Source organism: Streptomyces sp. NPDC027962 (genome assembly GCF_055566095.1).
Genome location: NZ_JBVHTA010000029.1, coordinates 52,468 through 75,599, shown reverse-complemented (window position 1 = coordinate 75,599; position 23,132 = coordinate 52,468). Strand labels below are relative to the sequence as shown.

The window sequence follows — 23,132 nt, the reverse complement described above, 5'->3', positions numbered from 1 at the left end:
GTGCATAATGTGGTTTGTGCTAGGAGAGTATCGGATCGTCGGGCGGCGTGCATCGGAGATTGCCGCGAGCGTCGAGCGCGCAGTGGGCGCAGGTGACCTCAAGCCGGGCCAACTGCTGCCGCCCATGCGGGAGTTGGCGACCGAGCTCGGGGTCAATCCGAACACCGTCGCGGCCGCCTACCGCACCCTGCGTGAGCGCGGAGTGATCGAGACCGCCGGTCGCAGGGGTAGCCGTGTCCGCCCCCGGCCGGCCAGTACCGCCCGCGGATCCATCCGTGTCGACGTGCACCCCGGCGTACGGGATCTCGGCGACGGCAACCCTGATGTCACGCTGCTGCCGGGGCTGGGCGATGCGCTCGCCGCCGCCGCGCGGCTGCATGCGAAGGAGCCCGGCCTCTACGGGAATGAGCCGCTCGACGCCGAGTTCGTGCGGCTCGCGCGCGCCGCGTTCGACGCCGACGGCGTCCCCGCAGGGCCTCTTGCCGCCACCTCCGGATCGCTGGACGCCATCGAACGTGTCCTCGCCGCGCACCTCAGGGCGGGCGACGCGGTCGCCGTCGAGGACCCGGGCTGGGGGAGCCTGCTGGATCTCGTGTCGGCCCTGGGCCTCAAGGTCCTGCCCGTCGCGCTCGACGACGACGGCCCGCTGCCGGGGGAGGTGGAGCGCGCGCTGAGCGCCGGAGCCCGGGCGCTCGTCGTCACGGACCGCGCGCAGAACCCGACCGGCGCGGTCCTGAGCCGCCGCCGCGCGGACGAATTGCGCACCGTGCTCGCCCGGTTCCCCGGCACGCTGCTGATCGAGGACGACCACGGGTACGCCATCGTCGACCAGCCGCTGCACCCACTCGCAGGGGTCACGAACCACTGGGCGTTCGTGCGGTCCGCCGCCAAGGGATACGGGCCGGACCTCCGTGTCGCCGTCCTCACCGGCGACGACGTCACCGTCGACCGCGTGCTGGGGCGACTGGGCCTCGGCCCCGGTTGGGTCAGCCGGCTGCTGCAACACAGCGTCGCCCACCTGTGGGCCTCGAACGCCGTCGACCCCCGTGCCGTCGCCCGCGCCTACGGCGAGCGCCGCGACGACCTCATCGACGCGCTGGCGCGCAGGGGCGTCCAGGCCCGGGGGCGCAGCGGCATGAACGTCTGGGTGCCCGTCCCTGACGAGACGGGGGCCGTGACGCGGCTGCTGCATGCGGGATGGGCGGTCGCCCCGGGAGCGCGCTTTCGGCTGTCCTCGCCGCCGGGGGTGCGGCTGACCGTGTCGAACCTGCGGCAGGCCGACATCGAGCCGCTCGCCGAAGCGGTCGCCTCGGCGGTCGGCCCGATGCCGGCCCGCAGTTACGGCTGAGTCCGCCCGGCGGCGAGGCACTTCTGCCCGGCAGCGAGAGGCTCCTGCCCAGCGGCGAGACGCTCGTGCCCGGCCCTGGGCGGCGCCTGTGCGGCCCGCTCCGCCTCGGGCGCCGGTACCGCGGACTTCGTCCGGCTCTGGGTCAGGGCCGCGCCCGCCAGGACGATCAGCGCCCCCACCGGAGTGTTCCATGCCAGGTGTTCGTCGAGGAGTGCGACGCCCGCCGCCGTCGCGATGACAGGGATGAAGTACGTGACCATCTGCGCCGTCGTCGGGCCGACCTCGGTGACCAGTCCGTACTGGATCAGCAACGCAAGCCCTGTGCCGAGCGCCCCGAGAACGACCACGGAGAGCAGCGGGACGAGCGGGAAGGCGGTGGGGACCGTGGTGAACAGCGGGGTCACCACAGCGAGTTGCACCGTCGCCAGGCCCAGCTGGGCGCCGGTCAGCGACAGGGTCGAGCTTCCGGTCCCCGCCAGGGTGCGGCGCACGTAGATCCAGCCGATCGGGTAGCTGAGCGACGCGAGCAGCGCCATCGCCGTACCGCCGAAGTCCAGCCCGGAGAAGCCCTGCCAGGCGCCGAGGACGGTGAGCACCCCCAGGAAGCCGAGGCCGAGTCCGGCGACCCGGCGTCGGGTCGGCCGGTCCTCGGAGAGCGCCACGAGGGAGAGAGCCATGCCCCACAGGGGCGAGGTGGCGTTGCAGATACCGGCGAGCGTCGAGGGGATCGTGAGCTCGGCGTAGGCGAAGAGCGAGAACGGCAGGGCATTGAGGAGGAACGCCGCGACGGTCAGATGCCCCCAGGTGCGCAGGCCCCGGGGCAGCCGTTCGCGGCGGACGGCCATGGCGACGGCGAGCACCGCCGTGCCGAAGAGGAGACGGCCGAACGTGACCTGAAAGGGGGCGTACGCCTCGGTGCCGACCTTGATGAGAAGGAAGCTGAAGCCCCAGACCGCCGAAAGCACGGCGAACCGGATGCGCCAGTCGAGGACCCTCCGGCGCGGGGCGACAGGTGTCGGGGATGTGGTCGGGGTGCGGGGACGGATGCTGTCCGCCCCGGCGGCTGCGGTGCTCATGGTGCTTACGATCGCCGGTCCCATCTCGTAGGACAAGCGAGAATTTCTGGACCCTATCGCTTAGCATTGCTTACATGTTGAATCTGGAGCGCCTGCGCACGCTGGACGCCCTCGCCCGCCACGGATCGGTCGGCGCGGCAGCCGACGGGCTGCACGTCACCACCTCTGCCGTCTCCCAGCAGATGGCGAAGCTGGAACGGGAGGTCGGTCAGCAGCTGCTGGCGAAGAACGGGCGGGGCGTGCGCCTCACCGACGCCGGCCGGCTCCTCGCCGACCATGCCGCGCGCATCCTGTCCCAGGTCGAGCTCGCGCAGTCCGACATCGAAGCCCGGCGCGGCCAGGTGGTGGGAGAGGTCAGCATCGGGGCGTTCCCGACCGCCGCCCGCGGGCTCTTCCCGGCGGCGGTGTCCTCCCTGCGGCGGAAGCATCCGGAACTGCGGGTGCTGTCACGGGAGTTGGAGCCGGAGCAGAGCATCAGAGCGGTCATCCGCGGGGACCTCGACCTCGCCGTGGTGCTCGACTGGAGCAACAAGCGGCTGCCGGTGCCCGGCGGACTGGCGCAGGCGCAACTGCTCGACGACGCCCCCGACATCGCCATGCCCTCCGGTCATCCCCTCGCCGACCGTGCGGAGGTCGATCTCGAGGAGTTCGCGGAGGACGAATGGGTCTCCTGGCCGGAGGGCGAGTTCTGCCACGAGTGGCTGGTCTTCACGCTGCGTTCCAAGGGCATCGAGCCGCGGATCTCCCATCTGGCGGGCGAGCACCACACGCAACTGGCTCTGATCGCCGCCGGTCTCGGTGTCTGCGTCGCGCCGCGGCTCGGCCGCGGGCCGGTTCCCGACGGCGTCGCGCTCGTTCCCGTACGGCAGACGATGCGCCGCCACGTGTACGCGGTGTGGCGCACCGACGCCGACCGCAGGCCGTCGATCAGGGCGGCGGTCGAGGCGCTGCGCAGGGCCGCGGGGGCAGAGGGGTCAGAGGGGTCAGAGGGCTGACAGCTTGCGGAAGTCCCAGGACGCGATCGCGTCCGGGGTGAGCCGCAGCCAGGCGTGCCGGCCGTCGTGCGGCATGGTGTCGAGGCCGAAGTTCTTCGCGGCGAACAGCGCCTCCGGCACGGCCAGTTCGGGGCAGTCCTCGCCGGTGCGGGGGGACTCTCCGACGGACACGGCGGCGCCCGACAGCTCGACGCCCCGCAGCTCCCCGTACTCCTCGCCGTCGTCGACCACCACCGCGATGCGGGGGTCACGGCGCAGATCCGCCCAGCGGCGGCTGCGGGTCAGGGAGTAGAGCCACAGTGACGTGCCGTCCCAGACGAACCACAGAGCGCTCACGTGCGGGCGCCCGTCGGGGGAGACGGTGGCGACACGGCAGGTGCGCTGCTCGGTCAAGAACGCGTCGAGTTCGCCCGGAGTCATCATGATGCGACGGCCCCGGCGCTGTGCGGCGGTCATCTGCGGCCCTCCGGCTCGGCGAACTGATCATTCGTCAGAAAGATCTGCCGATAAGCATGGTGTGTCTTCCTTCGGCGCGCAATGGCGGCTACCGTCGCGCCTCCGCGCCGACCGGACGCGAGAACCAGGAGGCCCCATGCCGTCCTTCGAGCAGCTCATGGAACAGCTCGACGCGTCCACCACCGCGCTCCTCACCGTCGAATGCCAGGAGGGTGTCGTCGGAAAGGACAGCGCCCTGCCGGAACTCGCTGCTCAGGCCGGCTCGTCCGGCTCGCTCCGCAACGTCGCCCGGCTGGTCGGCGCGGCCCACGACGCCGGCGCACAGGTGCTGCACGCGGTGGCCGAGCGGCGCCCCGACGGCAGAGGATCCAACCGCAACGCACGGCTGTTCAGGGCCACGGAACGGCTCCCGGTGCAGCAGCACACCGGCACGGCGGCGGTACGCGTGGCCCCGCCGATCGAGGTGGCGCCCGAGGACATCGTCGTGCGCAGATTGCACGGGCTCTCGCCCCTCGCCGGCACGGACGTCGACCCGCTGCTGCGCAACCTCGGCTGCCGCACCCTCGTCGTCACCGGCGTCTCGGCGAACATCGCCGTGCCCTGCGCGGTCTTCGACGCGGTGAACCTCGGCTACACCGCGGTCGTCGTGGCGGACGCCATCGCGGGGGTGCCCGCCGACTACACCCCCGCGATGATCCGCAACACCCTGTCGCTCGTGGCGACGATCGTCACCACCGAGGAGGTTCTGACCTGCTGGAAGGGGCACCGCCGCGTTACGCGAGCTTGATCGAGTCCCCCTCCACCGCGATCGAGGTGGGCGGCAGCGGCGCGGTCGCGGGACCCGCCTTGACGCTGCCGTCGGACGCGTCGAACTGGCTGTTGTGGCACGGGCAGTTGATCGTGCCGTTCGAGATGTCCTTGACCGCGCAGCCCTGGTGGGTGCACTTCGACGAAAAGGCCTTGAACTCGCCCGCCACCGGCTGCGTGATCACCACGTCCCCGACGACCTTGCCGCCGCCCTCCGGGATGTCGGCGGTCTTGGCGAGCACGGTGCCTCCCCCGCCGCCCGTGCTCCCTCCGGAGCCGGCCGCGCCGCCGTCTCCCGCGGGCTTGTCGGACCCGGTCTGCACCGAGTCGTCCGAGCCGCCGCACGCGGTCAGCGCGACGGTGAGACCGGCCCCGCCCACCGCGGCGACGACGGTACGACGCGCCACGGTCCGCGCGGTCCCCTGCGATCCGGTCATGCTGGCTCCCTCTCCACTGTCCGACCCTCGTACCGGCCGGTTCGTGATGTTGTACGCGGCCCGCGGCAAGGCCGTTCAGGCCTTCACAGTTTTCTCATGAGCCCGACCGGCTTTCTCGTCGGACCGAACGGCCCGGGACCTGACGCCGCTTGCTCGCCTGCGCGATTCGGGCCGGGTCCGCGATCCTCACGCCGCAGAGGACGCTCAGCCCCAGCAAGTGACGCAGCCGGCTCGGACGGACCCGTGGCTGCGGGCTCGCACACCGAAGCGGGGCAGGGGCATGACCAGCCACAACCTCAAGGGAGTTGCGTATCCCACGTTTCAGTCAATGCTTGAACGGCGACTCACCCGGTCCCGTTTTCCCCGGTAGCCGGTGACCCACCTGCAGACCGGTGAGTGAGTGAGGTTCGCACATGCCAAGGATTCTTTCGAATGAGACCGGGCATCGCCTTCCGGCCGCCGGTGACTGCTGCCAGGCCCGGTCGGCTGAGCACGGTTCCTTCCAGCGCCCCACGCACTGATCGGCCGAGCGCATGGACTACTGCTTTCCCTGCCGCCGCAGCCTCAACGGCACCGTGACGTGCCCCGAGTGCGGGGCGTACGAGTCCGACACGGCACCGTCGAGCGATCGGAGCGGCGGTGCTCCGGCAGCCGACGCGGCGGTGTGGGATGTCCTCTTCAGCGAGGGACCGGGCTCCTTCGAGTCCCCCGACGCCGTCTGCTCCACCACTTCCTCAGCCGATGTGCCCGTAGCCCGGCGCCGCCTTCCGTCGCGGCTGAAGAAGTACGGTGGTCGATCGCTTGCCGCGGCCACCTTCGCCATGCTCGGCGGCCTGACCGCCGCGTCGCTGCTGCCCCAGGACTCCGCCGCCCCCCCACGGGCACTGCCGAGCCCGGAACAGGCATCTCCCGACGAGCCCGACGTCCACGTCACCGAATCTCCGACGGCCTCACGTTCACCGGAACGTCCGGCAACGCGCCCGGCCAGAGGAGGTGGCGTCAGGGACCGGAGCACTGCCGGGACTCGGCGTCCTCCCGCGACGGCCACTCCCCGGGAATCGCCGGCTCCCGCCGCCACCAGCACGCCGCCACCCGTGAAGGCCAGTCCGACACCCCGTCCTTCCAACGGCCGCCCCAGCCCGCCGGCGTCCTCCCCCGGGGCGACCCCTCCCGCAAGTCCTTCGGTCAGTCCGTCCGCCAGCGCCAGCGCCAGCGCCTCGCCGCCGAGCGGTCCAACACCGAGCAGAACGGGTGTGCCGGAGCCCGAGGGCCGGCCGCGAGGGTGACACCGTGATCGCCTCGCGCCCGGAAGGCCCGGCCGGGTGATGGCCGCCACGCCGTGACACAGCGCCCGGCAGCTCGCTGTGCCCGACCGGGTTCAATAGGCTCGGATGGCATCTCCCCGGGCTTCTGCGTCGGGCTCGTGGGCGGCGAAGCGAACGGTCGGGGCTGGGCCAGGCCGGTCCGGGCGCGCGCCAGTACCACCGGGAGAGCATCGGTAGCCGAGAGAGGTGGTGTCCAGCTGTGGGCCATCGGATGACGGTGCTCAGCGAGAGCCGGGGTGATCCATTCGCTCTGCACCTGGCCGCCTCGGCGGTGCTCGACGACCAGGGAACCGTGGTCGGATGGAGCCGGCGGGCCGAGGAACTGCTCGGCCACCCGGAGTCAGAGGTGATCGGCCGTCGGGCACGTGAAGTCCTGATCGATCCTCGCGGCCGGCCGGCCGCCCGGGAGGCCGCGGCGATGTGCGAGAGGGCCGGAGGCTGGTTCGGCGTACTGGCGGTACGGCATCGCAGCGGGCAACTCGTGGAGATGGGGTTCAGAGTACGTGCGCTTCTGCGCGACGGCGGTGTCCGCGAGTGGTTCCTCGTCGGGGCGCCGGCGGAGGAGATCCTCGAGTGGCAGCGGGACCGCGCGGTCCTCGACGGGCTGTTCCGCCGGTGCCCGATCGGGCTCGTCGTCCACAGTCCCGAGATGACGATTCTCCGGGTCAACCGCGCGGTCGAACGGTTCACCGGCGTTCCGGCCGCCTCGTTCCCGGGGATGCCCACCGGTGCGTTGCTGGTGGCGGAGGACGCGCGGAATGCCGTGGACCGGGTGCGCCGGGTGCTGCAGACCGGAAGATCGCTGGTCTCCACCGAGCAGTACACGCGCCTGGAGCGCAATCCGACACGAGAGCGGGCCGCGTCCGTATCGGCCTTCCGGCTGGAGGATCCGTCCGGCCGGGTTCTGGGAGTGGCCGAGACCATCGAGGACGTCACCGAACGCCATCGGGCTCGACTTCGGCTGGCGCTTCTCGCCCAGGCCGGCGCCCGCATCGGAACCACGCTCGATGTGGGGGAGACGGCCCGGGAGCTCGCTGATGTGATGGCCCCTCAGCTGGCCGACCATGTGTCCGTGGACCTGTCGCAACCGGTGACGCGCGGTGAGGAGCCGGCCCAGGGCCTCACGGATTCCGTCGTACGGGTGGCGGTTCGCAGCGTCCTGGGCCGGCAGCCCGAACCCCCTCAGCCGGAAGGGGAACCCGTCGAGTTCGCACCGGACACCCCACAAGCCAGGTGCCTGGCCGACGGACGGGCAATTCTGGAGGCCGTTCTTCCGCCCGACCGATTCGTCGTGGAACCGCGCCGGGGTGAGCTCCTTCCCGACCCAGGTGTCCATTCCCTGATCGTTGCCCCCCTGATCGCACGTGGCCTGGTGCTGGGCGCGATGAGCCTGTGGCGCTCGCGGCGCCCCGACCCGTTCGAAGCGGACGACCTGACGCTGGCCCAGGAACTCGCCTCGCGCGCCGCCGTCTGCATCGACAACGCCCGGCGCTACACCCAGCAGCAGCAGACCGCGCTCACCCTGCAACGCAGCCTTCTCCCGAAGGCGGTTCCCCGCCGGCCGGCCGTCGAGGTGGCCCCCCGCTACGTCCCGGCCGGCGCCGCCTCGGGGCTGGGCGGCGACTGGTTCGATGTCATCCCCCTCTCGGGGGCCAGGGTTGCGCTCGTGGTCGGCGACGTGGTCGGCCACGGTCTCCACGCCGCCGCCACCATGGGCCGGCTGCGCACTGCCGTACACACCCTCGCGAGTCTGGACCTGGAACCGGACGAGGTTCTCTCCCGCCTGGACGACCTGGTCAACCTGTTGGCGGCCGAACAGGAAACAGTCGGTGAACAGCCCGTGGGCGAGCAGGTCATCGGCGCCACCTGCCTCTATGCCCTCTACGACCCGGTCTCCCGGCTGTGCTCCGTGGCGCGTGCCGGCCACCCACCGCCGGTGGTGACGACCCCGGAAGGACAGGTGAGCCTGCTCGAGCTGCCCGCCGGCCCACCCCTCGGCCTGGGCGGCTTGCCGTTCGAGGCCCGGGACGTCGAACTGGCCGAGGGCAGCCTGCTCACCCTCTACACCAACGGACTCATCGGTGAACGCCACACCGACCTCGATGCGGGCCTGACACGGCTGTGCGCGGCGCTCACCCGCCCTGCCGACCCCCTGGAACGCACCTGTCAGGCGGTGATCGACTCCCTCGTACCAGCTCACCCCGCCGACGACATCGCCCTGCTCATCGCCCGTACCCGCGTACTGCCCCCGCAGAACGTCGCCTCCTGGCGGCTCCCGCTGGACCCGAGCTCCGCCGCTCAGGCCAGAAGCCTGACGACAGCCCGGCTGACCGAATGGGGCCTGGAGCACCTGGCCTTCACCACAGAGCTGGTCGCCAGCGAACTGGTCACCAACGCCTACCGGTACGCCACCGGCCCCGTGACCCTGCGACTCATCCGCGAACGATCTCTGATCTGCGAGGTCACCGACACCAGCCACACCTCACCCCATCTGCGCCGGGCACGCACCACTGACGAGGGCGGGCGTGGCCTGTTCCTGGTGGCCCAGCTGACCGAGCGCTGGGGCACGCGCTACACCCGCGAGGGAAAGACCGTCTGGACCGAGCAGCCACTGCTGGAGTCGTGAACCGACGGGCGGCGGGCAGCCGCACCACCGCCGGGCCGGAGCAGGACCCGAGCCGGGGACCTGTCCAGCCGCGCACGGCGCGACGCCACCGAGGAGGAACACGAAGCGCTCCGGGCCGGGGCCGCGGGAGCCTCACCGCCATCGACGGAATGCTGGGAAGGGGGGGTGAGCAGCATGCCAGTGGAAGCTCCCCAGATTCTTCCCAGGGCTGAGCGTGGCCGCTCAGCGCGTCATGCGTTTCTGGCACCGGCCGTGGATAGTAAGATCGATCAGTCGTATAGCTTGGGAAAATGCTGACAGAAGTCACCGCCACCCGGTATGTCACGCCCTTGCGTGAGGGCGGCTCGCTCCCCGGGATCGTCGAGGCCGACGATCTCGGCACGTACGTCATGAAGTTCACCGGGGCCGGGCAGGGCCGCAAGACCCTGGTGGCCGAGGTCGTCTGCGGACAGCTCGGGCGACGGCTGGGGCTGCGGGTGCCCGAGCTCGTCACCATCCAGCTCGACCCCGTCATCGGTCTCTCCGAGCCCGACCAGGAGGTGCAGGAGCTGCTCAAGGCCAGCGGCGGGCTCAATCTGGGGATGGACTTCCTGCCCGGCTCGCTCGGCTTCGACCCGCTCGCCTACGAGGTCGACCCGGCCCAGGCCGGCAAAGTCGTCTGGTTCGACGCGCTGGTCAACAACGTGGACCGCTCCTGGCGCAACCCCAACATGCTGGTGTGGCACGGGGATCTGTGGTTGATCGACCACGGAGCCACCATGATCTGGCACCACAACTGGCCGGGCGCCACCGCCTCCGCCGCCAAGCCGTACGACGCCTCCGACCACGCGCTCGCCCCGTTCGGCCCCGATGTCGCCGCTGCCGCCGCCGAACTCGCGCCGCTGGTGACCGAGGAGCTGCTCACCGGGATCGCCGCGGACGTGCCCGACGAGTGGCTGGTCGACGAGCCGGGCTTCGACGGGGCGGACGCCCTGCGCCGTGCGTACGTGGAGGCTCTGCTGCCGCGCGCCGCCACCATCCACGAGCGCATCACCCTCGGCGCCCCGACGAAGTCCAGGCCCTCCCAGGTGCCGGGCTGGCTGACCGACCACCTGGCTCCCTGGCCGCACCCGACGAAGCAGAGCACGAAGGACACCGCCCAGTGAGCGACCGCGACGTTTTCGAGTACGCACTGCTGCGCGTGGTGCCGCGGGTCGAGCGCGGGGAGTGCTTCAACGCAGGCGTGGTGGTCTACTGCCGCGCGAAGTCCTTCGTGGCGGCTCGTACCCATCTGGACGAGACCAAGCTGAGGGCGCTCGACCCGCATGCGGACGTGACCGGCGTACGGGCCGCGCTGCATGCCGTCGAAGGCGTCTGCCTCGGCGGCGAGGACGCCGGGCAGGCCGCCCGCGACGATCCCGGCCGCCGGTTCCGGTGGCTCATCGCGCCCCGCTCCACGGTCGTGCAGCCGGGTCCGGTGCACACCGGGCTCACGCTCGATCCGGAGGCGGAGGTGGAGCGGCTGCTCGACCTGCTGGTGCGATGAGGAGGGAAAAGGAGGGGCTGCCCAACCCGTTGGGGGCCGCAAGCGATCGGTGTGACATGCGCCGATGAACCGTAGTGCCGTTGACACCGAGTGCCAGGGCTTCTAGCGTCCTGTCTGCCGAAGGTACTAAGCGGTTGCTCAGCATAGGAGCCGTGAGCAGTCTCCGGCACAGGGTTGACGGGCTTCAAGGGCGAGGAGAACCAGAATGTCCACCACCGAGCAGCGTGTGGCTGTCGTGACCGGAGCCGCACGCGGCATTGGCGCCGCCACCGCGGTCAGGCTCGCGGCCGAGGGCCGCGCCGTAGCCGTACTCGACCTCGACGAGGCGGCCTGCAAGGACACCGTGGAGAAGATCACCGCGGCCGGCGGCAAGGCCCTGGCGGTGGGCTGCGACGTCTCGGACGCCGGGCAGGTGGAGGCCGCGGTGGCCCGGGTGGCGGCCGAGCTCGGCGCGCCGACGATCCTCGTCAACAACGCCGGTGTGCTCCGCGACAACCTGCTCTTCAAGATGAGCGAGTCCGACTGGGACACCGTGATCAATGTGCACCTCAAGGGCGCGTTCCTGATGGCCAAGGCCTGCCAGAAGCACATGGTGGACGCCGGCTTCGGGCGTATCGTCTCCCTCTCGTCGTCCTCGGCGCTCGGTAACCGCGGCCAGGCCAACTACGCGGCGGTCAAGGCCGGCCTGCAGGGCTTCACCAAGACCCTCGCCAAGGAGCTCGGCAAGTTCGGCATCACCGCCAACGCCGTCGCCCCCGGCTTCATCGTCACCGAGATGACCGCGGAGACCGCCGCCCGGGTGGGTATGGGCTTCGAGGACTTCCAGGCCGCGGCCGCCTCCCAGATCCCCGTCCAGCGCGTCGGCCGGCCCGAGGACGTCGCAAATGCGATCGCCTTCTTCGCCGGCGACGACGCCGGATTCGTCTCTGGCCAGGTCATGTACGTGGCCGGCGGACCGCTCAACTGAATCGGGGTACGACGGACATGGCAGCAGCACAGGCAGCAGGGGCGGAGCAGGCGCCCGACAGCGGCAAGGTCGCGCTGATCACCGGCGGCAGCCGGGGCATCGGATACGGCGTGGCCGAGGCGCTCGTCGCCCGCGGTGACCGGGTGTGCATCACCGGCCGCGGCGAGGAGGCCCTCAAGGAGGCCGTGGAGCGGCTGGGCGCGGACCGGGCTATCGCGGTGGCCGGCAAGGCCGCCGACGAGGCCCACCAGGCGGCGGCGGTCGAACGCACCATGGAGGCGTTCGGTCGGGTCGACTTCCTCGTCAACAACGCGGGCACCAATCCGGTCTTCGGCCCCATGGCCGAGCTGGACCTGAACGTGGCGCGGAAGGTCTACGAGACCAACGTGATCTCCGCGCTGGGCTTCGCCCAGCAGACGTGGAAGGCATGGCAGGGGGAGAACGGCGGTGCGATCGTGAACATCGCCTCCGTCGCCGGCGTCTCCGCGTCCCCGTTCATCGGGGCGTATGGGATGAGCAAGGCGGCCATGCTCAATCTGACCCTCCAGCTGGCGCACGAGTTCGCGCCGCTCGTCCGGGTCAACGCCATCGCCCCCGCCGTGATCAAGACGAAGTTCGCCGAGGCGCTGTACGAGGGCCGCGAGGCCGAGGCGGCGGCGGCCTACCCGCTGGGACGGCTCGGGGTGCCCGAGGACATCGGTGGCGCGGCGGCTTTCCTCACCTCCGCGCAGTCGGACTGGATCACGGGGCAGACGCTCGTCGTCGACGGCGGTATCTTCCTCAATGCGGGCGTGCACTGACGCCCGACGGACCGCCCTGAGGCGGTTTGTTCCTGAATGATCCAAGTGCCCCGCCGGGCCTCCAGATTGACCCGGCGGGGCGCTGCGGTATGGTTCGCCGACCCATGGCTGAACGAGGAGCGTGCACGTGTTCTACCGGACCTGTCTGCAGGCCGCTGCAGCCCTAGCGTCCATATCTCTGCTGGCGGGATGCGGTCTGTTCTCGGACGACGACGCCGACCGCGAACAGAAGATCTCCGTCGGCACGACGAGCGAGCCGAGCACTCTCGACCCGGCCGCCGCCTGGGACGGCTCGTGGGAGCTGTACCGGAACGTCTTCCAGACTCTGGTCAGCTTCCCGACGGGGAGCACCACTCCGCAGCCGGACGCCGCCGACTGCCGCTTCTCGGACACCAGCAACAAGGTCTTCGAATGCGAGCTGCACGAGGGCCTGACCTTTACCAACGGTGACAAACTGGACGCCGCCGCGGTCAAGCACTCCATCGACCGCATCAGGACCATCGACGTGGCCGGAGGGCCCAACGGCCTGCTGGGGTCGCTCGACAAGGTCGAGACGACCGATGACCGCATCGTCACGTTCCGTCTCAAGACGTCCGACGCCACGTTCCCGTTCATCCTGGCCACCCCGGCCATGTCGATCGTGCCACCGTCCGAGTACCCGGCCGACAAGCTCCGCGAGGACGGCAAGCTGACGGGCTCCGGCCCGTATGCCCTGGAGTCGTACAAGAAGGGCGACCGGGCGGAGCTCACCCGCTTCGCCAACTACAAGGGCTTCGCGAAGATCAAGAACGACGCGGTCACCATCCGCTACTACCAGGACTCCGGCGTCATGATGACGGCGCTGAAGGAGCACGACATCGACGCGATAAACCGTGGTCTGACCGCGGAGCAGGTCGTCGAGCTGCAGGAGAAGAAGCCCGAGAACGACCACCTCCAGCTCGTCGAGACCGTCGGTGCCGACATCCGCTACCTGGTCTTCAACCCCGCCGACCCGAACGCCGGCAAGCTGGCCGTACGGCGCGCGATCGCGCAGGTCGTCGACCGCGGAGCGCTCGTCGAGAAGGTGTACAAGGGCACGGCGGAACCGCTGTACTCGATGGTGCCCAAGGGCATCGCCGGGCACACGACCGAGTTCTTCGACCGGTTCGGCGAGCCGAACGCGACCAAGGCGGAGGAGACGCTCACCGACGCGGGGATCACCGAGCCGGTCCCGCTGACGCTCTGGTACACCACCGACCGGTACGGTTCCGCCACGGAACCGGAGTTCGCCGAGCTCAAGCGGCAGCTCGAGGCCACCGGCCTCTTCAAGATCAGCCTCGAGGGCAAGCCGTGGGCGGAGTTCCAGAAGGGCTACCGGAACGGGCAGTACCCCGTCTTCGGCCGAGGCTGGTTCCCGGACTTCCCGGACCCGGACAACTTCATCGCGCCGTTCGTCGGTCCGGACAACGTCCTCGGCACCCCGTACGAGGCGCCGGAGATCTCCGAGCAGCTTGTGCAGTCCCGGCGCGAGAGCGACCGCGGAGCCGTCACCAAGCAGTTCGAGAGGGCGCAGGAGCTCCTCGTCGACGACGTTCGCCTGCTGCCGCTGTGGCAGGGCAAGCTGTACGTGGCGGCCAGCGAGGAGATCGCCGGCGGTGAGCGCGCCCTCGACCCGCAGACCGTCATGCAGGTCTGGGAGCTGCATCGCAAGGCCAGCTGGTAGGCGGGCTGTCAGTGCCGCCGGGTAGGTTCTGAGATCTCGGATCCGAGATCTCGGAACTGACCATTCACCGGAGGTTGTTGACGTGACCGACACCGACATGCTGCCCGAGTCCTGGCGCGGCGTACTCGGCGAGGAGCTGCAGAAGCCCTACTTCAAGGAGCTCACCGAGTTCGTCGAGAAGGAGCGGGCGAACGGGCCGGTGTACCCGCCGGGCGCGGAGGTCTTCGCAGCGCTCGAGGCCACGCCGTACGACCGGGTGAAGGTGCTGATCCTCGGACAGGACCCGTACCACGGAGAGGGCCAGGGGCACGGCCTCTGCTTCTCCGTGCGCCCGGGCGTCAAGACCCCGCCCTCCCTGCGGAACATCTACAAGGAGATGCAGAGCGAGCTGGGGCACCCCGTCCCGGACAACGGCTATCTGATGCCGTGGGCGCGGCAGGGCGTCCTCCTGCTCAACGCGGTGCTGACCGTCCGGGCCGGCGAGGCCAACTCCCACAAGGGCAAGGGCTGGGAGAAGTTCACCGACGCGGTGATCCGCGCGGTGGCGTCCCGGCCCGACCCGGCGGTCTTCGTCCTCTGGGGCAACTACGCGCAGAAGAAGCTGCCGCTCATCGACGAGGAGCGGCACGTGGTCGTGAAGGGTGCGCACCCCTCGCCGCTGTCCGCGAAGAAGTTCTTCGGCTCCCGTCCGTTCACCCAGATCAACGAGGCGGTGGCGGCGCAGGGGCACGAGCCCGTCGACTGGCGGATCCCCGACATCGGCTAGGGCGTGTTTCGAAAGTCCCGCCTGGCCCACGACGTCTGGCACGCACACTCGCTGCGTTGTCGGAGTCATCCAGGTACGTCCAGTACGAGGATGATCCTCCGCCTTGCGATTGCACGCACCAGACGCCGCGGGCCCCGCCCTGCGGGCGGACGACGCTACTTTCGAAACACGCCCTGGCGCCGCGTCTTTTCGCGTGCCGTCGGCGCGTGCCGTTTCGCGTGTCGTTTTTTCGCGTGTCGTTTTCGCGCACCCGGCTGACAGGCTCGGGCAGGCGCCCGAGCCTGTGGGGGATTGTCCTCGCCGGCGGCTAGCGTCGGGCTCAAGAACATCCCGCTTCGCCGTGTCGACGAGGAGGCCACAGTGAGGGAGCAGCAGGAGGCGTCCGAGGATGTCGTCATGACCAGGATCGGTCAGGCGATGATGCTGCTGCACGGTGGCGACCGCGAGGAGGCCCGTAACCGCTTCGCCCTGCTCTGGGCGGAGATCGCGGAGCAGGGGGACGCCCTGCACCGCTGCACCCTCGCCCACTGCATGGCGGACGTGCAGGACGACCCCGCGGACGAGCTGGCGTGGGATCTGCGTGCCTTGGCGGCGGCCGACGGGCTGAGCGAGGAGCGCTTGGGCCGGCATCCGCAGGCTTCGGCGGTGCGGGCCCTCTACCCCTCGCTCCATCTCAACCTCGCGGCGGACTACGTCAAGCTGCACCGTCCGGCCGAAGCGCGCCGCCACCTGGACCGGGCCCGCGCGTCGACGCACACCCTGGAGGACGACGGGTACGGCCACGGCGTCCGCGCCGCGATCGACCGGCTGGAGCGCGCGCTGCGGACCCGCTGACCGGCTGGCCGGGCTCCGGTTGACCTGGTGGGGCCCCGTTACTCTCCCGTCGCGCCGTCGATGTGCTCGCGCAGCAGGTCCGCATGGCCGTTGTGTCGCGCGTGCTCCTCGATCATGTGAGTGAGGATCCAGCGCAGGCTGAACCTCTTGCCGCTTCGGCTGAGCGAGGCGCTCACGTCGTCGAGTCCGTGGGAGGCGGTGACCTTGCGGGCGTCCACGACCTGGGTGAGCCAGGTCGCGTGCGCCTCGGCCCAGGTGTCCTGGTCCGTGACGTGGAAGTCCCCGTCCTGGTCCTGCTCGGTGGAGTAGAGGTCCGGGAGGTCCTCGTCGTCCATGATCTCGCGGAACCAATAGCGTTCGACCTCGGCCAGATGGCGTACCAGACCCATGAGCGTGAGCCCGGACGGTGCCAGTGACGGCGTGCGCAGCTGTCCGTCGTCGAGGCCCTCGCACTTCATGATCAAAGTTTCGCGGTGGTAGTCCAAGAAGCCCGTGAGCATGTCGAGTTCGGACGCGGTCGTGGACGGCTCGGTGCGTTCGTCGGTTGTCATGACGATCATCATGGAGCACCGGCACCCCGGGCTGCCATGCCTTGTCCGTATCCCCAGGAGCAGACCGGAGGATCGGTGCCGCAGACCTTCGACGGCATCACCGGCCGGCGCGCCCCACAGCGCACGTATGCTGCCGGAGCACAGTCGGCGCAACCGACAACCGGGCGCGCACGAAGGACAGCCGGCGCATCACCAGCCGGTCGGGTGGGCGAGGGAGACACAGTGAAGGTCGGCTGCATCGGGCTCGGCGACATCGCACAGAAGGCGTACCTGCCGGTGCTCACCACCCTGCCCGGAGTCGAGCTGCACCTGCAGACCCGGACGCCGGCCACCCTGATCCGCACCGCGGAGACCTACCACGTCCCCGCCGGGCGCTGTCACGCCGACCTCGGCGCGCTCCTCGCCGAGGGCCTCGACGCGGCCTTCGTCCACGCACCGACCTCGGCGCACGCCGAGATCGTCACCCGGCTGCTCGAGGCGGGCGTCGCGACCTACGTCGACAAGCCCCTCGCGTACGAACTGGCCGACTCCGAGCGGCTTGTGGCACTCGCGGAGGAGCGGGGCACCAGCCTCGCCGTCGGCTTCAACCGCAGGCTCGCCCCCGGCTACGCCCAGTGCATCGAGCACCCACGCGACCTGATCCTGATGCAGAAGAACCGCGTCGGCCTCCCGGAGGACCCCCGCACGCTCGTCCTCGACGACTTCATCCACGTCGTCGACACACTGCGCTTCCTGGTCCCCGGACCTGTCGAGCACACGGACGTGCGGGCGCGGATCGTCGACGGGCTGATGCATCACGTCGTCCTGCAGCTCTCCGGCGACGGCTTCACGGCCATCGGCACCATGAACCGGATGAGCGGCTCGAACGAGGAGATCCTCGAGGTGTCCGGGCAGGAGTCGAAACGCGAGGTCCGCAACCTCGCGGAAATCCTCGACCACAAGGGCCAGCCCAGCGTCCGACGGCGCGGAGACTGGGTGCCCGTGGCCCGCCAGCGGGGCGTCGAGCAGTCGGTGCACGCCTTCCTCGACGCCGTAGGCACCGGCAAGGTACTCAGCGCACAGGACGCGCTGCGGACGCACGAGCTGTGCGAGCGGGTGGTGCGGCAGGCCCTGGAGCAGGCCGCCTGAGGGAACGCACGCCCCCCGCGGCGCCCACCGCCAGAAGCAGCGCCAACGAGGCGTAGACCGGCCAGTCGCCGTACCTGACATACAGCGTCGTGCCGGTCACGAGCGGGACCGTGTACACCGCTGCGGTGCTGCGGTCCGTGCCGAGCGGACTGCCGACCTGTTCGCCGCCCGCCGCGTGCACCGTGCTCACACCGGTCAGCGTGGCGTGAACCATCGGCCGGCCGCTCTCCGCCGCTCGCAGCGCCGCCAGCGACGCGTGCTGCTCGGGCGCCCAGCTGTCCTGGAAGGACGAGGTCGCCGACTGGGCGACCAGCACTTGGGCGCCGTCCCGGGTCAGCCGCCTGCTCATGTCCGGGAACGCCGACTCGAAGCACACCAGGGGGCCCAGGCGCAGAGCGGTGTCGTCGCCGGGCAGCGTCATCACCACGGGCGTGCGCCCGCGCAGCCGGTCCTCACCCGCGGCCCTGCCGACCGACGTGACCCAGCCCAGCAGGGAACGGGCCGGGACGTACTCACCGAAGGGGACGAGCCGCATCTTGTCGTACCGGTCCCCGGTCAGGCCCTCCGGGCCGACGAGCACCGAGCTCTTGTAGATACCGGCCGGGCCCGACGCGCCCTCGCTCCGCGCGTCCACGTTGACGAGGACCGGTGCCCCCACCTCACGCGACAGAGCCGAGAGGCGCTCCGCGAGGTCCGGCCGCAGCCCGAGATCCGCACCGATGCTGCTCTCGCCCCACACCACCAGGTCGAGTTCGCGGCCCGCCAGCTCGCGCGTGAGCTGCTCGCCCCGGTCGAAGCGCCGTTCCACGCTCCCGATGCCACCGACGACGCCGGGCTGGACCACCGCGATCCGGGCCTGCCCCGACTCCTGCGGCTGAGGGGCCCAGACCCAGGCGGCGGCCACCGTCGTCGCGCACAGGGCCGTGCCCGCCACCGCCGGCACCCGTGCACTGCGGACCGCCGCCAGCAGCACCGCCACCGTATTGACCGCGAGCACCAGCAGGCTCACCAGCCATACGCCGCCCACGGACGCGAGCCGCAGGGCCGGCGACACCTCCCACTGGCTGGCGCCCAGCAGGCCCCAGGGCCCGCCGAGCCCCTCCCACGACCGGGCCAGCTCGATCACCAGCCAGCCGGCGGGGACGACCGCGACGGCGGCCGCCGCCCGGGCCGCAGACGGTGTTCCACCGAGCATCGACCGCACCAGCATGCCCCATGGCGCCCACAGCATCCCCAGCAGCGCGGCCAGCACCAGAAGGAACACATGCAGGCTCGGCAGCAGCCAGTGGTGCACGGCGATCATGAAACCTGCGCCGCCGAGCCATCCCTCCACCGCCGCACGGCGGGCAGACGGCGCCGTGCGCAGCAGAAGCATCCATGGCACCAGGGCCAGACAGGCGAACCACCACAGCGACGGCTCCGGGAAGGCCGGCGCCGGCAGGGCCCCGGCAACGACGGCTGCGGCACCGCGGGATCTCCGCGAGCGAAGAAGCCTCGGCGGCTGCTCGGCATGCTGCCGGGGCCCCTGCTCGTGCCGCAGTGTCTGCCCGGGACCGGCTCCGTGCGCGCGCCGGCGCGCATCCCACGTCCGCCGCACCCGCTCGCCGACCGGAATTCGCATGGAGCGCCTCCTCGCCCGGCTCAAGGGGCCACGAGCCGTCCACCACCAGTGTGCGCGAGGATCCGCACGGGCGAACAGTGTGCCTCCCGGGCCTCCCGCGCCTCAGGCGTCGTCCGTCATCCCACCCGTCCGTCGCCACTTCTCCTCGATCACGACGGAACGCAGGCGCCAGCCCGTGTCCGTACGCTCCAGACCGAAGCCGTAGCGACCGCCCGAGACGAAGTCGTCGCCCGACTCGAGCCGCATCGGATTGATGTAGTCGGCCCCTACCTCGGCGCGGTCGCCCGGATATCCGCCGAGATCCTGGATGCGTACCCGCCGGTTGACGATGAGGTGCTGACGAACGGTGAAGAGGCGCATCGTGCGCGAAAGCCATTCGGCCACCTCGGCGGCCGGGCCCTCGATCCCGCCCGAGCCGCGGTAGTCGGCGCGGCCGTCCTTGGTGAACAGTGCTCGATAGGTGTCCCAGTCGCCGTCGTCGACGGCCACTGCATAGCTGGTGACGAGGTCGTCGACGGCCAGCCTGTCCATCACGGTCGCGAGATCCACGCGCTGCGTCATCGGGTCAGTCTCGGGCAGGCGGGGTGCCAGGCCAAGAGCCGTGCACACCCATCACCCTCCCGGCGTCGGCAACCGGCCATACTCCACCCATGCGCATCGATGTCGACCCCGCCCACTGCGACCGTGACGCCTTCTACCGGCTGATGACCGCCACCGTCGTGCCCAGGCCCATCGCCTGGGTGTCCACCACGTCCGCGGAAGGCACCGACAACCTCGCCCCGCACTCCTTTTTCACGATCTCCTGCGTGGCGCCTCCGGTCGTGCAGTTCACCTCGGTCGGGCGCAAGGACTCGTTGCGCAACATCGAGGAAACCGGCTCGTTCGTCGTGAACTTCGCGCCCGAGCCGTTGTTCGAGCAGATCAACGCCACCGCGACGGACTTCCCGCGCGGTGTCAGCGAGTTCGACGCGGTCGGCATCGCGAGGGAGCCGAGCCTTCGGGTGAAGCCGCCGCGGGTCGCGGCGTCACCTGTGGCCCTGGAGTGCGAACTGCACAGCACCGTACGGCTGGGCGACTCGACCGTCGTCTTCGGCAGGGTGGTGCACGCCACGGTCGACGCGGACGTCACGGCGGACGGCCACCCGGAGGTGACGCGACTGGCACCGCTGGCCCGGCTCGGCAAGGACGAGTGGGGCACGCTCGGCGAGGTGCGCGAGATCTCCCGCATCCCGTACGCCCGGTGGCAGGAGTGCAAGGACTGAACGCCCGGCGGGTTCCCTTCCTGGGAGACTTGAGGTGCCTCAGGTCCCGACGGCCCGCAGGACGACGAACTTCGGGTCACCGGCGACCACTTCGCAGTTGCCGAAGAGCCGCCGCAGCCGCACGTGGTACCCGAGGTGGCGGTTGCCGACGACCCAGAGTTCGCCGCCCCCGCGCAGCGCGCGGCGCGCGTCCGCGAACATCCGGCGGGCCGCCGTGTCGGTCGTCGCCCGGTGCGAGTGGAACGGCGGGTTGTTCAGCACGCGGTCGACCGAACCGTCGGGAAGGGCGGACAGCCCGTCGCCCACGAGGAACTCGGCCCTGCCGTCGGGCACGTTGTCGTGGAAGGTGGCCTTCGCGGAGGCCACCGCGGAGTACGACTCGTCGACGAACGTCAGGTCCGCGTCCGGGTTGGCCAGTGCCGCGGCGGTGCCGACCACGCCGTTGCCGCAGCCGAGGTCGACGACCCGCTCCGGGCCCCTGTGCTGCGGCAGGTGGCGCAGGAAGAAGCGGGTGCCGATGTCGAGGCGCTCCGCGCAGAAGATGCCCGCGTGGTTCGTCACCGTGCGGCCCGCGAGCGTGCCGATGTCGGACGGCAGGGCGTACCGCAGCGGCCACGGGCTGGGGACGCGGGTGGGCTTCGCGTCGGGGGTGCAGAAGATCAGCCGGGCCTTCTTCGCCGCGAGTGACGTCCTGGTCGGCCCGATGATGCGCTCGAACAGCTTGAGCGTGGACGTGTGGATCTCTGTGACCATGCCCGTGCCGACGACCACGGAGCCGGCGTGCAGGGAGGGCGCGAGGCGGTGCAGCTGGTCCTCGAGCAGGGCGAGACTCTTGGGCACCCGTACCAGGAGCACGTCGATGCGCTCCGGTGGCATGTCCCTCGCCGTGAGCAACCGCACACAGTCTGCGGCGAGGCCGTTGCGTGCCAGATTGCCGCGGGTCGCCTCCTGGCAGAGGAACGAGTCGGTGATCTGCACGGGGTGGTGCGCCGCGAGCGAGGTGGCGAGGGCGCCCCACCGGTCGCCGACGACGGTCACTGTGCCGGACAGGTCCGTCGGCCCGGAGTCGTCGGTGCCGTGCAGGTGTCGCAGCAGGTACTCGTCTGCTGCGTCCCAGGCGCGGAGCGTGTCGCGGGGGTCCTCAGGGAAACGGGCGAACTCGAACGTGCCCCATGGCGTGGTCAAACGGTTCATCGTGCACTCAGGCTAGCCGAGCCCGGGCGGGACGCCGCGCGCCTCGGGCCGCGTAGTCGTGGTGTGCGCGGGCGCCGCGTGCTTGGCGCGCCTCAGGCCGCGTAGTCGTGGTGTGCGCGGGCGCCGCGCCATTCGACCAGATGCGGATCGTCGAGCCGCATGTCCGCGTCCTCGAGCCCGGCCCGCCGCAGAAACTCGACGAGATCCCTGTCACTGCGGGCCAGTCCGACGATCTCACCGCGCACGGTGACGCGCCGCCCGCCTCCCGGGGACGGCGGATGCACGACGATCGGTGCCTGCCAGGCCATGCCACCAGAGTGCTCCGGCGCCGCGAAGATCGCAGCCCGGCCTGGGCCCGGGCCTTCCGGGGGACCGGTGTGGGAGGGGCGGCCCTATGCGGCCGGGCGTACGTCCTCGAGCGCAGCGGCGGCCCACTCCACAACCAGCGCCTCGTACTCCGGACGCCGGTCCTCGGGCAGTGCGCCGTCGGCCCACAGCTCTCGGATTCGCGCGTTCAGCTCGGAGGCGGACGTGGTTTCGGATTCAGACTCGCTGGGAATGAGGGACATGGTTTCAGGCTACGGCCTGGCTCTGACAGCCGTCGCCTCCTCGAACCGGCGGCTCAGCCGGCCGACTCGCCGGCGTGCGGGCTCAGCACATCCGTTCCGACCAGGATGAACAGCAGGATTCCGAGCAGGAGCCGGTAGATCACGAACGGCATGAAGCTCTTCGTAGTGATGAATTTCATGAACCAGTTCATGCGTCGAGGTCCTGAGCGGCTTTGACCTGCTGTTTCCACCACTCTTCAAGATCGAAACAGAGAGCAGTGGGAGATGGCACCTTCCAGAGCTCTCCCTCGCTGGCCACGAAGCGCAGCCACCTGGTTTGCAGCGAATCGGCGATCTCCTGCTCCATGGTCAGGGGAACGTGCGAGTAGAGACCTTCCACGTCGGCGACCTCGTGGCCCATGCGGGTCTCCACGGCGATGCGACTGTGTCGATCTTCGTCCAGCCACTCCTTGCCGCCGTGACGAAGCAGGTACAGCCGCTTCCCGGCGTACGCGGTCGCGGGGACCTCCGGAAGGGGACGGCGGGAGGTGACCAGCTGGGGCTGGTTCAGGCGAACCCCCGTGAACTCCTCGGAGGCCGGTCGACCGCGCGAGACCGGCTGCCAGTAGCTGATGTTTGCGTTGGCCAGCAGCCCGCCGCCAATGGCCGGGAACAGGTACTCGTGGTCATGGGTGGCGAAGAGCGCCGTGAGCCTTTTCAATCTTCAGCCTGAGCTGGCCAGATGCAGGGTGAGGACAGCCTGAACAAGGCTCGTGATGCGGGTGGTCGAGCAGCGGAGCTTGCGGAGAAGCCGCCAGGACTTGAGGGTGGCGACGGCCTGCTCGACCAGGGCCCGGATCTTCGCGTGGGACCGGTTGACGGCCTACTGGCCTGTGGACAGCGTCTCCCACCGGCCGCGGTAGGGAACACGGACCGTGCCCCCGGCTCCTTGGTATCCCTTGTCGGTCCGTCCAGGACGTCCGTGCGGCCCGCGGGCTTGTGTTTGCCCGAGTAGAACGGTCGGTCGACGGCGATACGGTCGGCCCCGGCCGCATGATCCGGCAGGGGCGTTCTACCAAGAAGCCTTCGACGTCGTACGAGCCCAGGCAACCACCCGACGGTGCGACGTCATGTTGACCGGCAGCGGAGGAGACGAGGTCAACG

General features: G+C 70.6%; 23 protein-coding genes and 2 pseudogenes. 13 read left to right on the top strand and 12 right to left on the bottom strand.

Annotated features, from left to right (window positions below):
• Window positions 1–16 precede the first annotated feature (16 nt).
• Window positions 17–1,348 carry an aminotransferase class I/II-fold pyridoxal phosphate-dependent enzyme gene (locus ACZ4SA_RS24985; RefSeq protein ID WP_468278389.1) on the top strand — a complete coding sequence of 444 codons (1,332 nt, stop codon included), beginning with the start codon at window positions 17–19 and terminating at the stop codon, window positions 1,346–1,348.
• On the opposite strand, the gene ACZ4SA_RS24980 is transcribed toward ACZ4SA_RS24985, so the two are convergent.
• On the bottom strand, window positions 1,339–2,424 hold the full coding sequence (locus ACZ4SA_RS24980) for a DMT family transporter (RefSeq protein WP_468278386.1): 1,086 nt from the start codon (window positions 2,422–2,424) through the stop codon (window positions 1,339–1,341). The two genes, ACZ4SA_RS24985 and ACZ4SA_RS24980, sit on opposite strands and share 10 nt — an antisense overlap.
• Before the next feature lie 74 nt (window positions 2,425–2,498).
• Between ACZ4SA_RS24980 and ACZ4SA_RS24975 the strand changes: the two genes are divergently transcribed.
• A complete protein-coding gene (locus ACZ4SA_RS24975) occupies window positions 2,499–3,419 on the top strand; it encodes a LysR family transcriptional regulator (RefSeq protein WP_468278384.1) in 921 nt (306 codons plus the stop codon).
• On the opposite strand, the gene ACZ4SA_RS24970 is transcribed toward ACZ4SA_RS24975, so the two are convergent.
• The gene (locus tag ACZ4SA_RS24970) at window positions 3,408–3,875 is read right to left on the bottom strand and encodes a pyridoxamine 5'-phosphate oxidase family protein (RefSeq protein WP_468278382.1); all 468 of its coding nucleotides are present in this window, start codon (window positions 3,873–3,875) and stop codon (window positions 3,408–3,410) included. The two genes, ACZ4SA_RS24975 and ACZ4SA_RS24970, sit on opposite strands and share 12 nt — an antisense overlap.
• 136 nt (window positions 3,876–4,011) lie before the next feature.
• On the opposite strand from ACZ4SA_RS24970, the gene ACZ4SA_RS24965 reads away from it, so the two are divergent.
• Complete coding sequence (locus tag ACZ4SA_RS24965) at window positions 4,012–4,662, top strand: cysteine hydrolase family protein (RefSeq protein WP_468278380.1); 651 nt, start codon at window positions 4,012–4,014, stop codon at window positions 4,660–4,662.
• Here ACZ4SA_RS24965 and ACZ4SA_RS24960 read toward each other — a convergent pair.
• Entirely contained in the window at window positions 4,649–5,119 is a 471-nt protein-coding gene (locus tag ACZ4SA_RS24960; RefSeq protein WP_468278378.1) for a Rieske (2Fe-2S) protein, read from the bottom strand. The genes ACZ4SA_RS24965 and ACZ4SA_RS24960 overlap by 14 nt on opposite strands.
• A gap of 1,536 nt (window positions 5,120–6,655) precedes the next feature.
• Between ACZ4SA_RS24960 and ACZ4SA_RS24955 the strand changes: the two genes are divergently transcribed.
• The 8 genes from ACZ4SA_RS24955 (at window position 6,656) to ACZ4SA_RS24920 (ending at window position 15,664) form a co-directional block, all read left to right on the top strand.
• Entirely contained in the window at window positions 6,656–9,070 is a 2,415-nt protein-coding gene (locus ACZ4SA_RS24955) for a SpoIIE family protein phosphatase (RefSeq protein WP_468278454.1), read from the top strand.
• A gap of 290 nt (window positions 9,071–9,360) precedes the next feature.
• A complete protein-coding gene (locus ACZ4SA_RS24950) occupies window positions 9,361–10,215 on the top strand; it encodes a HipA family kinase (protein ID WP_468278375.1) in 855 nt (284 codons plus the stop codon).
• A complete protein-coding gene (locus ACZ4SA_RS24945) occupies window positions 10,212–10,595 on the top strand; it encodes a DUF3037 domain-containing protein (protein WP_468278372.1) in 384 nt (127 codons plus the stop codon). Before ACZ4SA_RS24950 ends, ACZ4SA_RS24945 begins: the two co-directional genes overlap by 4 nt.
• A gap of 205 nt (window positions 10,596–10,800) precedes the next feature.
• Window positions 10,801–11,562: a 3-oxoacyl-ACP reductase FabG gene (fabG, locus tag ACZ4SA_RS24940; protein ID WP_468278370.1), complete on the top strand. Its 762-nt coding sequence runs from the start codon at window positions 10,801–10,803 to the stop codon at window positions 11,560–11,562.
• 17 nt (window positions 11,563–11,579) lie between these two features.
• Complete coding sequence (locus ACZ4SA_RS24935; protein ID WP_468278368.1) at window positions 11,580–12,362, top strand: SDR family oxidoreductase; 783 nt, start codon at window positions 11,580–11,582, stop codon at window positions 12,360–12,362.
• A 127-nt stretch (window positions 12,363–12,489) separates the two neighbouring features.
• Window positions 12,490–14,064: an ABC transporter substrate-binding protein gene (locus ACZ4SA_RS24930; RefSeq protein ID WP_468278366.1), complete on the top strand. Its 1,575-nt coding sequence runs from the start codon at window positions 12,490–12,492 to the stop codon at window positions 14,062–14,064.
• Between the two features lie 82 nt (window positions 14,065–14,146).
• Window positions 14,147–14,830, top strand: coding sequence for a uracil-DNA glycosylase (gene ung, locus ACZ4SA_RS24925; protein ID WP_468278363.1), 684 nt, complete (start codon window positions 14,147–14,149; stop codon window positions 14,828–14,830).
• Between the two features lie 360 nt (window positions 14,831–15,190).
• The gene (locus ACZ4SA_RS24920; RefSeq protein ID WP_468278361.1) at window positions 15,191–15,664 is read left to right on the top strand and encodes a hypothetical protein; all 474 of its coding nucleotides are present in this window, start codon (window positions 15,191–15,193) and stop codon (window positions 15,662–15,664) included.
• 38 nt (window positions 15,665–15,702) lie between these two features.
• Here ACZ4SA_RS24920 and ACZ4SA_RS24915 read toward each other — a convergent pair whose 3' ends face one another.
• Window positions 15,703–16,224: a DinB family protein gene (locus tag ACZ4SA_RS24915; protein ID WP_468278452.1), complete on the bottom strand. Its 522-nt coding sequence runs from the start codon at window positions 16,222–16,224 to the stop codon at window positions 15,703–15,705.
• A 213-nt stretch (window positions 16,225–16,437) separates the two neighbouring features.
• On the opposite strand from ACZ4SA_RS24915, the gene ACZ4SA_RS24910 reads away from it, so the two are divergent.
• Entirely contained in the window at window positions 16,438–17,343 is a 906-nt protein-coding gene (locus ACZ4SA_RS24910) for a Gfo/Idh/MocA family protein (protein WP_468278359.1), read from the top strand.
• Here the strand turns inward: ACZ4SA_RS24910 and lnt are convergent.
• The gene (lnt, locus tag ACZ4SA_RS24905) at window positions 17,267–18,964 is read right to left on the bottom strand and encodes an apolipoprotein N-acyltransferase (protein ID WP_468278356.1); all 1,698 of its coding nucleotides are present in this window, start codon (window positions 18,962–18,964) and stop codon (window positions 17,267–17,269) included. The two genes, ACZ4SA_RS24910 and lnt, sit on opposite strands and share 77 nt — an antisense overlap.
• 102 nt (window positions 18,965–19,066) lie before the next feature.
• Window positions 19,067–19,525: a nuclear transport factor 2 family protein gene (locus tag ACZ4SA_RS24900; protein ID WP_468278354.1), complete on the bottom strand. Its 459-nt coding sequence runs from the start codon at window positions 19,523–19,525 to the stop codon at window positions 19,067–19,069.
• Between the two features lie 89 nt (window positions 19,526–19,614).
• On the opposite strand from ACZ4SA_RS24900, the gene ACZ4SA_RS24895 reads away from it, so the two are divergent.
• Window positions 19,615–20,226, top strand: coding sequence for a flavin reductase family protein (locus ACZ4SA_RS24895; RefSeq protein ID WP_468278351.1), 612 nt, complete (start codon window positions 19,615–19,617; stop codon window positions 20,224–20,226).
• A gap of 39 nt (window positions 20,227–20,265) precedes the next feature.
• On the opposite strand, the gene ACZ4SA_RS24890 is transcribed toward ACZ4SA_RS24895, so the two are convergent.
• The 6 genes and pseudogenes from ACZ4SA_RS24890 to ACZ4SA_RS24865 all read right to left on the bottom strand — a co-directional run.
• Window positions 20,266–21,420, bottom strand: a complete 1,155-nt coding sequence (locus ACZ4SA_RS24890) for a methyltransferase (protein WP_468278349.1) — start codon at window positions 21,418–21,420, stop codon at window positions 20,266–20,268.
• A gap of 92 nt (window positions 21,421–21,512) precedes the next feature.
• The gene (locus ACZ4SA_RS24885; protein ID WP_468278347.1) at window positions 21,513–21,728 is read right to left on the bottom strand and encodes a hypothetical protein; all 216 of its coding nucleotides are present in this window, start codon (window positions 21,726–21,728) and stop codon (window positions 21,513–21,515) included.
• Between the two features lie 84 nt (window positions 21,729–21,812).
• Window positions 21,813–21,989 (bottom strand): hypothetical protein, encoded by a 177-nt coding sequence (locus ACZ4SA_RS24880; RefSeq protein ID WP_468278344.1) that lies wholly within the window; start codon window positions 21,987–21,989, stop codon window positions 21,813–21,815.
• A 53-nt stretch (window positions 21,990–22,042) separates the two neighbouring features.
• Window positions 22,043–22,174, bottom strand: a pseudogene (locus tag ACZ4SA_RS24875) (undecaprenyl-diphosphatase); the annotation flags it as partial.
• Between the two features lie 2 nt (window positions 22,175–22,176).
• Window positions 22,177–22,689, bottom strand: coding sequence for a hypothetical protein (locus ACZ4SA_RS24870; RefSeq protein ID WP_468278342.1), 513 nt, complete (start codon window positions 22,687–22,689; stop codon window positions 22,177–22,179).
• A gap of 3 nt (window positions 22,690–22,692) precedes the next feature.
• A pseudogene (locus ACZ4SA_RS24865) lies at window positions 22,693–23,009 on the bottom strand (transposase family protein); the annotation flags it as partial.
• Window positions 23,010–23,132 lie beyond the last annotated feature (123 nt).

What these genes read in the sequence shown, in the direction of transcription:
- ACZ4SA_RS24880 (WP_468278344.1), bottom strand. Translation starts at nt 21,989, where the DNA reads ATGTCCCTCATTCCCAGCGAGTCTGAATCCGAAACCACGTCCGCCTCC.
- lnt (WP_468278356.1), bottom strand. Translation starts at nt 18,964, where the DNA reads ATGCGAATTCCGGTCGGCGAGCGGGTGCGGCGGACGTGGGATGCGCGC.
- ACZ4SA_RS24915 (WP_468278452.1), bottom strand. Translation starts at nt 16,224, where the DNA reads ATGATCGTCATGACAACCGACGAACGCACCGAGCCGTCCACGACCGCG.
- ACZ4SA_RS24885 (WP_468278347.1), bottom strand. Translation starts at nt 21,728, where the DNA reads ATGGCCTGGCAGGCACCGATCGTCGTGCATCCGCCGTCCCCGGGAGGC.
- ACZ4SA_RS24890 (WP_468278349.1), bottom strand. Translation starts at nt 21,420, where the DNA reads ATGAACCGTTTGACCACGCCATGGGGCACGTTCGAGTTCGCCCGTTTC.
- ACZ4SA_RS24950 (WP_468278375.1), top strand. Translation starts at nt 9,361, where the DNA reads ATGCTGACAGAAGTCACCGCCACCCGGTATGTCACGCCCTTGCGTGAG.
- ACZ4SA_RS24980 (WP_468278386.1), bottom strand. Translation starts at nt 2,424, where the DNA reads ATGAGCACCGCAGCCGCCGGGGCGGACAGCATCCGTCCCCGCACCCCG.
- ACZ4SA_RS24965 (WP_468278380.1), top strand. Translation starts at nt 4,012, where the DNA reads ATGCCGTCCTTCGAGCAGCTCATGGAACAGCTCGACGCGTCCACCACC.
- ACZ4SA_RS24895 (WP_468278351.1), top strand. Translation starts at nt 19,615, where the DNA reads ATGCGCATCGATGTCGACCCCGCCCACTGCGACCGTGACGCCTTCTAC.
- ACZ4SA_RS24955 (WP_468278454.1), top strand. Translation starts at nt 6,656, where the DNA reads ATGACGGTGCTCAGCGAGAGCCGGGGTGATCCATTCGCTCTGCACCTG.
- ACZ4SA_RS24970 (WP_468278382.1), bottom strand. Translation starts at nt 3,875, where the DNA reads ATGACCGCCGCACAGCGCCGGGGCCGTCGCATCATGATGACTCCGGGC.
- ACZ4SA_RS24935 (WP_468278368.1), top strand. Translation starts at nt 11,580, where the DNA reads ATGGCAGCAGCACAGGCAGCAGGGGCGGAGCAGGCGCCCGACAGCGGC.
- ACZ4SA_RS24900 (WP_468278354.1), bottom strand. Translation starts at nt 19,525, where the DNA reads ATGACGCAGCGCGTGGATCTCGCGACCGTGATGGACAGGCTGGCCGTC.
- ACZ4SA_RS24960 (WP_468278378.1), bottom strand. Translation starts at nt 5,119, where the DNA reads ATGACCGGATCGCAGGGGACCGCGCGGACCGTGGCGCGTCGTACCGTC.
- fabG (WP_468278370.1), top strand. Translation starts at nt 10,801, where the DNA reads ATGTCCACCACCGAGCAGCGTGTGGCTGTCGTGACCGGAGCCGCACGC.
- ACZ4SA_RS24975 (WP_468278384.1), top strand. Translation starts at nt 2,499, where the DNA reads ATGTTGAATCTGGAGCGCCTGCGCACGCTGGACGCCCTCGCCCGCCAC.